This is a genomic window from Streptomyces sp. NPDC057694 (assembly GCF_042799415.1).
GTDB lineage: Bacteria > Actinomycetota > Actinomycetes > Streptomycetales > Streptomycetaceae > Streptomyces.
In genome coordinates, this window is sequence record NZ_JBHVIX010000005.1 from 102,856 (window position 1) to 109,945 (window position 7,090).

A 7,090-nucleotide genomic window follows, 5' to 3' on the forward strand; every position below is an offset into this window, starting at 1 on the left:
ATCAGACCACCCCGTTCGACTTGAGCAGGCGCAGTTCCTCGTCACCGAGGCCGAGTTCGCCGATGAAGACCTCTTCGTTGTGCTCACCGAGCAGCGGCGAACTGCGCACGTCCACGGGGGAGTCGGAGAGCTTGAGGGGGGAGCCGACGGTGGTGAAGGAGCCGCGCTGCGGGTGCGGCACCTCGACGACCATCTCGTTGGCCGCCAGGGAGGCGTCCTCGATGATCTCCTTGGTCGACAGGATCGGGCCGCACGGAATGTTGTGGGCGTTGAGCTTCTCCAGGACGTCCCACTTGGGCAGCGTCGAGGACCACTCCTCGATCAGCTGGAACATCTTGGTGAGCTGCGGCAGCCGCGCCTCCGGAGTCGCCCACTCGGGGTCCTCGGCGAGCTCGGGCCGCCCGATGAGCCGGGTGAGCGGTTCCCAGCCGACCGGCTGCACGATGACGTACACGTAGTCGTTGGGACCGCCCGGCGCGCACTTCACGGCCCAGCCGGGCTGCCCGCCGCCCGACGCGTTGCCGGAGCGCGGCACCTCGTCGCCGAAGTCCTCGTTCGGGTACTCGGCCAGCGGGCCGTGGGTGAGCCGCTGCTGGTCGCGCAGCTTGACCCGGCACAGGTTCAGGACCGCGTGCTGCATGGCGACGTTCACGCGCTGCCCGCGCCCGGTGTTCTCCCGCTGGAAGAGGGCGGCCAGGATGCCGGCCACGGCGTGGATGCCGGTGCCCGAGTCGCCGATCTGTGCGCCGGTGGCGAGCGGCGGCCCGTCCTCGAAGCCGGTGGTGGACATCGAGCCGCCCATGGCCTGGGCGACGACCTCGTACGCCTTGAAGTTGGTGTACGGGCCGTCGCCGAAGCCCTTGATGGAGGCGTACACGATCCGCGGGTTGATCTCCTGGATGCGGTCCCAGGTGAACCCCATGCGGTCGACGGCGCCCGGCCCGAAGTTCTCGACCATGACGTCCGACCGCCGGATCAGTTCGGTCAGCAGTTCCTTGCCGCGCTCGGACTTGGTGTTGAGGGTGATGCTCCGCTTGTTGCAGTTGAGCATCGTGAAGTACAGGGAGTCGACGTCGGGGATGTCGCGCAACTGCTTGCGCGTGATGTCACCGGTCGGCGCCTCCAGCTTGATCACGTCGGCGCCGAGCCACGCGAGGAGCTGGGTGGCGGAGGGGCCCGACTGGACGTGGGTCATGTCGAGGACGCGGATGCCTTCGAGGGCCTTGGTCACGAGGGACTCACCTCACTTGTACATCGTCTGGTTCATGGTTCCGGGGGCGTAGGCGTCCGGATCGACCCATACGTTGATCAGGGACGGCTTGCCGGACTCGCGCGCGCGGCGCAGCGCCGGTGCGATGTCGGCCGGGTCGCGGACCTCTTCGCCGTAACCGCCGAGCATCTGGGCGAACTTGTCGTAGTGGACGTCGCCGAGGGTGTTGCCGACCCGCTCGCGCGCGTCGCCGTACTTGGCCTTCTGGCCGTACCGGATCTGGTTCATCGACGAGTTGTTGCCGACGATCCCGACGAAGGGCAGGTCGTAGCGCACGAGGGTCTCGAAGTCCCAGCCGGTGAGGGAGAACGCGCCGTCGCCGAAGAGCGCCACGACCTCCTTGTCGGGCCTGGCCTGCTTGGCGGCGAGGACGAACGGGATGCCGACGCCGAGGGTGCCGAGCGGCCCCGGGTCCATCCAGTGTCCTGGCGACTTGGGCTGCACGACCTGACCGGAGAAGGTGACGATGTCGCCGCCGTCGCCGATGTAGATCGAGTCTTCGGTGAGGAAGTCGTTGATCTCGCTGACCAGCCGGTACGGGTGGATGGGGGAGGCGTCGGAGCGCAGGTTCGGCAGCCGCTTCTCGATGGCGGTGTGCTCGGCGGCGCGCAGCTCGTCGAGCCATTCCTTGCGCTTGGCGGCGCCCCCGTTGATCCGTCCCGAGGCGGCCTCGGTGACGGATTTGAGAACGAGGCCCGCGTCACCGACGATCCCGAGGTCGATGTCGCGGTTCTTGCCGACGGTGCGGTAGTCGAGGTCGATCTGGACGACGGTCGCGTCCGGCGACAGCCGCTTGCCGTAGCCCATACGGAAGTCGAAGGGCGTGCCGACGATGACGATGAGATCGGCGTTGGAGAAGGCGTAGCGGCGCGACAGCTGGAAGTGGTGCGGGTCGCCGGGCGGCAGGGTGCCGCGGCCCGCGCCGTTCATGTAGGCGGGCACGTTCAGCGTGCGTACCAGCTCGATGGCGGACTCTGTGCCGCGCGTCGTCCACACCTGGCTGCCCAGCAGGATCGCGGGTTTCTCGGCGTGCACCAGGAGGTCGGCGAGCTTCTCGACCGCCTCGGAGTCGCCGGCCGACTTGGTGGAGGCGCGGTACTGGCCCGCCTTCGGGACGCGCGCCTTGTCCACCGGCACCTTGGCGTCGAGCACGTCCCGGGGTATCTCCAGGAAGGAGGGGCCGGGCGCCCCGTGATAGCACTCGCGGAACGCCATGGACACCATGTCGGCCGCGCGCGCGGTGTCCGGCACCGTCGCCGCGAACTTGGTGATCGGCGTCATCATGTCGACGTGCGGCAGGTCCTGGAGCGAGCCCATCTTGTGCTGCGTGTGCGCTCCCTGGCCGCCGATGAGCAGCATCGGTGACTCGGCGCGGAAGGCGTTGGCGACGCCGGTGACGGCGTCCGTGGTGCCGGGCCCTGCCGTGACCACCGCGCAGCCCGGCTTGCCGGTGATGCGGGCGTATCCGTCCGCCGCGTGGGCCGCGACCTGTTCATGGCGTACGTCGACGACGTCGATCCCCTCGTCGACGCAGCCGTCGTAGATGTCGATGATGTGGCCGCCGCACAGGGTGTAGATGACCTCCACCCCCTCGGCCTTCAGTGCCTTGGCGACCAGATGACCTCCGGAGATCTGTTCCTGGCCGTTGTCCGCGGTGGACGACTGGGGCATGGCGAAGTCCCGTCCCTTCGTAGGGGATTGACGAGCCGTTTCGGCCGAGGTTCAGCACGGCTGGGGCACGGCTCTCGTGCGTCGCTCGTACATTGCATACAGTCGACGAATACTGTATGAACCTTGTTATCCCGCATCCTGTGGGTGGTGTCCAGGGGGCGTGCGGCACTTTCAGTCAGGAGCCGAGATGGACCTGTACGAACACCAGGCAAGGGAACTCTTCGCGGAACACGGCATCTTGGTGCCGCGGGCGGAGATCACCGATTCCTCGAAGGAAGCGCGCGAGATCGCCCGCAGGCTCGGCGGGCGTGTCGTCGTCAAGGCCCAGGTCAAGACCGGTGGACGGGGCAAGGCAGGCGGCGTCAAGGTGGCCGCCGACCCGGCCGCCGCCGAGCTGACGGCACGCCAGATCCTCGGCATGGACATCAAGGGCCACACCGTGGGCACGGTCATGCTGGCCCAACCGGTCGACATCGACAGCGAGTTCTACGTCTCCTACGTGCTCGACCGCGCCGTCGGCACCTTTGTCGCCATCGCGTCCGCCGAGGGCGGCATGGAGATCGAGGAGGTCGCCTCCACGCGGCCCGAGGCCGTCGCCCGGATCCCGGTCGACCCCGCCGAGGGCGTCACCACGGCCAAGGCCGCGCAGATCGCGGCAGCCGCCGGTCTGCCGCCACAGACCGTCGACGTCCTCGTACGCCTCTGGGGCGTCCTCACGCGCGAGGACGCCGTCCTCGTGGAGGTGAACCCCCTGGTGCGCACCGCGCAGGGGCAGATCCTCGCCCTCGACGGCAAGGTCACCCTCGACGACAACGCCCGCTTCCGGCGCGAGCGTTGGGGCAGTCAGGAAGTCACACACTACGACCCGCTGGAGGCGGAAGCCGCGGCCAAGGGCCTCAACTATGTGAAGCTCGACGGCGAGGTCGGCATCATCGGCAACGGCGCGGGGCTGGTCATGTCCACCCTCGACGTCGTCGCCGGATGCGGCGCCCGCCCCGCCAACTTCCTCGACATCGGAGGCGGCGCCTCCGCCCGGACCATGGCCGACGGCCTGAACGTCATCCTCTCCGACCCGGCCGTGAAGTCCGTCTTCGTGAACGTCTTCGGCGGCATCACCGCCTGCGACGCCGTCGCCGACGGCATCGTCAGCGCCCTGGACAGCGTCCGGCTGACCAAGCCGCTCGTGGTCCGCCTCGACGGCAACAACGCCGCCCGCGGCCGCGCCATCCTCGACACCCGCGCTCACCCGCTGATCCAGCAGGCGCCCACCATGGACGGCGCCGCACGGCGCGCCGCCGACCTCGCGACCCACGCCGACCTCGCGACCCACGCCGACCTCGCGACCAACACCGACTGAGGAGCCGGGACATGGCCATCTATCTCACCAAGGAGAGCAGGGTCCTCGTCCAGGGCATGACCGGTGCCGAGGGCATGAAGCACACCCGCCGCATGATCGCCGCGGGCACGAACGTGGTCGGCGGTGTCAACCCCCGCAAGGCCGGCCGCACCGTCGACTTCGACGACCGGGCCGTCCCCGTGTTCGGCAGCGTGGCCGACGGCATGGCCCGCACCGGCGCCGACGTCACCGTCCTCTTCGTACCGCCCGCCTTCGCCAAGGCCGCCGTCGTCGAGGCGGCCGACGCGGGCATTCCCCTCGCCGTCGTCATCACCGAGGGCATCCCGGTGCACGACTCCGTCGCTTTCCACGCGTACGCGCGACGCAGGGGCACTCGCGTCATCGGCCCGAACTGTCCGGGCCTGATCACGCCGGGCGCGTCCAACGCGGGCATCATTCCCGCCGACATCACCAAACCGGGCCCCATCGGACTCGTCTCCAAGTCGGGCACGCTCACCTATCAACTCATGTACGAGCTGCGGGACACAGGCTTCTCGACCTGTGTCGGCATCGGCGGCGATCCCGTCGTCGGCACCAGCCACATCGACTGCCTCGCCGCGTTCCAGGACGACCCGGAGACCGATCTGGTCGTTCTCATCGGGGAGATCGGCGGCGACGCGGAGGAGCGGGCCGCGGCCTACATCCGCGACCACGTCACGAAGCCCGTCGTCGCCTACATCGCCGGGTTCACCGCCCCCGAGGGCAGGACCATGGGCCACGCCGGAGCCATCGTGTCCGGCTCCTCCGGCACCGCGCAGGCCAAGAAGGAGGCGCTGGAAGCGGTCGGTGTACGCGTCGGCTCGACACCGACCGAGACGGCGCGGCTCGTGACGGAACGTCTCGCCGGCGGCGAGTGACGCGTTTCATACGTGCCAACCGCCGACCCCCGTACGGTCCTTGGCATACGGGAGGTGTCCAGCGGGCACCTCCCGTCCACAGCACCAACAGCCAGCAAGACGCCCGCCCCGACTGTGCACCGTGAGCGGAGACCGAAAGCAATGGCAACCACCCTCAAAGCAGGAACGTCATGGAACGACGCCTGGCAGCGCTGCCTCGGCGCGGCCCCCGAGGCCTTCCGCGACGACCGCGTCCTCAACCTCTGGAACGGCGAATGGCAGGCCGACGGCCGTGCGCTGCCCGCCACCACCCCCGTCGACGGCAGCCCCATCGCCGGCCCGCCCCGCCTCGACGCCGACACCGCCCACCAGGCGGTCCGCGCCAGTCTCGACCAGCACCGCGCCTGGCGGCACGTCCCCCTGCCCGAGCGCCGCGCCCGCGTCGCCGCCACCCTCGACGCCCTCACCCAGCACCGCGAACTGCTCGCCCTGCTCCTCGTCTGGGAGATCGGCAAGCCGTGGCGCCTCGCGCAGGCCGACGTGGACCGGGCCATCGACGGAGTGCGCTGGTACGTCGACGGCATCGACGAACTGCTCAGCGACCGCACGCCGTTGGCCGGACCGGTGTCCAACATCGCCAGCTGGAACTATCCGATGAGCGTGCTCGTTCACGCCATGCTGGTACAGGCACTGGCAGGGAACGCGGTCATCGCCAAGACCCCGACCGACGGCGGCGTCTCCTGCCTGACCCTCGCCTGCGCCCTCGCCGCCCGCGAGGGCATCCCCGTCACGCTCGTCAGCGGCAGCGGCGGGCAGCTCTCCCAGGCGCTGGTGCGGGCGCCCGAGATCGGCTGCGTGTCCTTCGTCGGCGGACGCGACACCGGCGCGGCCGTGGCCACGGCCGTCGCCGACCTCGGCAAGCGGCACATCCTCGAACAGGAAGGGCTCAACACCTGGGGCATCTGGAACCACACGGACTGGGACGGGCTGAAGGCCGCGATCCCCAAGCTCTTCGACTACGGCAAGCAGCGCTGCACCGCCTACCCGCGCTTCGTCGTCCAGCGCGACGCCTTCGACGCGTTCCTCGCCGCGTACCTGCCCGCCGTACGCACCCTGCGCGTCGGACATCCGCTCGCCGTCGAGGACGCCGGGGACCCGTACCCGCGGCTCGACTTCGGTCCGCTCATCAACGCGGCCAAGGCCAAGGAACTCACCGACCAGGTCAGCGAGGCGATCGACCGCGGCGCCGTGCCCCTGCACCGCGCAGTACCCGACCCTGACCTCTTCCTGCCCGGCCAGGACACCAGCGCCTACGTCCACCCGGTGACGCTCCTCAGCCCGCCCCCGTCCTCACCGCTGCATCACGCCGAACCCTTCGGCCCGGTCGACACCATCGTCCTGGTCGATACGGAGGCGGAGCTGCTCGCGGCCATGAACGCGTCGAACGGCGCCCTGGTGGCGACCCTCTCCACCGACGACGAGGAGACGTACGAGCGCCTCGCCCCGCAGATCCGCGCCTTCAAGGTCGGCCACGGCAAACCGCGCTCGCGCGGCGACCGGGACGAGCTGTTCGGCGGGTTCGGAGCGTCATGGCGCGGCGCATTCGTCGGTGGCGAGCTGCTGGTGCGCGCCGTCACGCAGGGACCGACGGGGGAGCGGCTGCCCGGGAACTTCCCCGAGTACCACCTGATGCCGTGACCGGCCCGTCGGAGGCCGCTCCGCAGTAGCTCCGCAGATCCGCCCACCGACGGCAAAACCCGAGGTCGAAGCCCCTTCCCGGACGCTGACGCGACCGCCCGGTCACGTACGGTGAAGGGGCGTCGCGCGGGGCCCCGGTGGGCGGATACGCAGGTGAAGAACGCCCCCAAAGCTTGGTATTGTTGTCCATGTCGCCGCGGGGGAAACCTCGCGAGCGCA

5 protein-coding genes are annotated in these 7,090 nt (G+C 69.8%); 3 read left to right on the top strand and 2 right to left on the bottom strand.

Going from position 1 to position 7,090, the window contains the following annotated elements; all coding sequences use genetic code 11:
* Position 1: 1 nt before the first annotated feature.
* Positions 2 to 1,231, bottom strand: coding sequence for a formyl-CoA transferase (frc, locus tag ACFVDP_RS14835; RefSeq protein WP_383488801.1), 1,230 nt, complete (start codon positions 1,229 to 1,231; stop codon positions 2 to 4).
* Positions 1,232 to 1,243: 12 nt separating this feature from the next.
* Positions 1,244 to 2,941 (bottom strand): thiamine pyrophosphate-binding protein, encoded by a 1,698-nt coding sequence (locus tag ACFVDP_RS14840; protein WP_383488804.1) that lies wholly within the window; start codon positions 2,939 to 2,941, stop codon positions 1,244 to 1,246.
* Between the two features lie 187 nt (positions 2,942 to 3,128).
* Between ACFVDP_RS14840 and sucC the strand changes: the two genes are divergently transcribed.
* From sucC to ACFVDP_RS14855, 3 genes are all read left to right on the top strand, one after another.
* Entirely contained in the window at positions 3,129 to 4,298 is a 1,170-nt protein-coding gene (gene sucC / locus ACFVDP_RS14845; RefSeq protein WP_383488807.1) for an ADP-forming succinate--CoA ligase subunit beta, read from the top strand.
* 11 nt (positions 4,299 to 4,309) lie between these two features.
* Positions 4,310 to 5,194, top strand: a complete 885-nt coding sequence (gene sucD, locus ACFVDP_RS14850) for a succinate--CoA ligase subunit alpha (protein ID WP_383488810.1) — start codon at positions 4,310 to 4,312, stop codon at positions 5,192 to 5,194.
* 141 nt (positions 5,195 to 5,335) lie between these two features.
* Positions 5,336 to 6,871, top strand: coding sequence for an aldehyde dehydrogenase family protein (locus ACFVDP_RS14855; protein WP_383488813.1), 1,536 nt, complete (start codon positions 5,336 to 5,338; stop codon positions 6,869 to 6,871).
* Positions 6,872 to 7,090 lie beyond the last annotated feature (219 nt).

Coding starts and splice junctions, on each gene's coding strand:
- sucC (WP_383488807.1), top strand. CDS start 3,129: ATGGACCTGTACGAACACCAGGCAAGGGAACTCTTCGCGGAACACGGC.
- ACFVDP_RS14840 (WP_383488804.1), bottom strand. CDS start 2,941: ATGCCCCAGTCGTCCACCGCGGACAACGGCCAGGAACAGATCTCCGGA.
- ACFVDP_RS14855 (WP_383488813.1), top strand. CDS start 5,336: ATGGCAACCACCCTCAAAGCAGGAACGTCATGGAACGACGCCTGGCAG.
- sucD (WP_383488810.1), top strand. CDS start 4,310: ATGGCCATCTATCTCACCAAGGAGAGCAGGGTCCTCGTCCAGGGCATG.